This is a genomic window from Anaerolineae bacterium (genome assembly GCA_014360855.1).
Taxonomy (GTDB): Bacteria; Chloroflexota; Anaerolineae; order JACIWP01; family JACIWP01; genus JACIWP01.
Genome location: JACIWP010000144.1, coordinates 1 through 367 on the forward strand (window position 1 = coordinate 1; position 367 = coordinate 367).

Sequence of the window (367 nt, forward strand, 5' to 3'; positions counted from 1 at the left end):
CCAGCTACGGTAGTCTTGTACATCGTGGTTGGGGCGCGGGACGAGGAAGTAGAAGGGCGATTCGGGAGTGATGAGCTGATAACCGGCTGTCTCCAGTGTGTGCCTTTCCAGCCAGGCATACTTCTCTTCGCGCTTGCCATAGAGGTCGGCGTGATAGACGCCGCGCTGCTCGGAGTTGTTGTGCTTGACGAAAAGTCCAATCGCCACGCCCTGGCGGATGTCAAAGACGTTCTCGTCCGGGCCGCCGTCAGGGGCGGTTTCGCGCTTCAGGCTGTTGCCGTGCAGGTCCAGGAGGTAAATCTCATCAAAGGTCTTGAGCAGGCTCTGGCGCATGCCGCGGAAGGTGGGGTTGTCCAGATAGCCGTGA

General features: G+C 59.7%; 1 pseudogene (cut by a window edge). It reads right to left on the reverse strand.

Annotation, left to right across the window (positions count from 1 at the left end):
• Positions 1-367 (reverse strand): annotated as a pseudogene (locus H5T60_08915) (N-6 DNA methylase) (it continues 1,653 nt past the right edge of the window).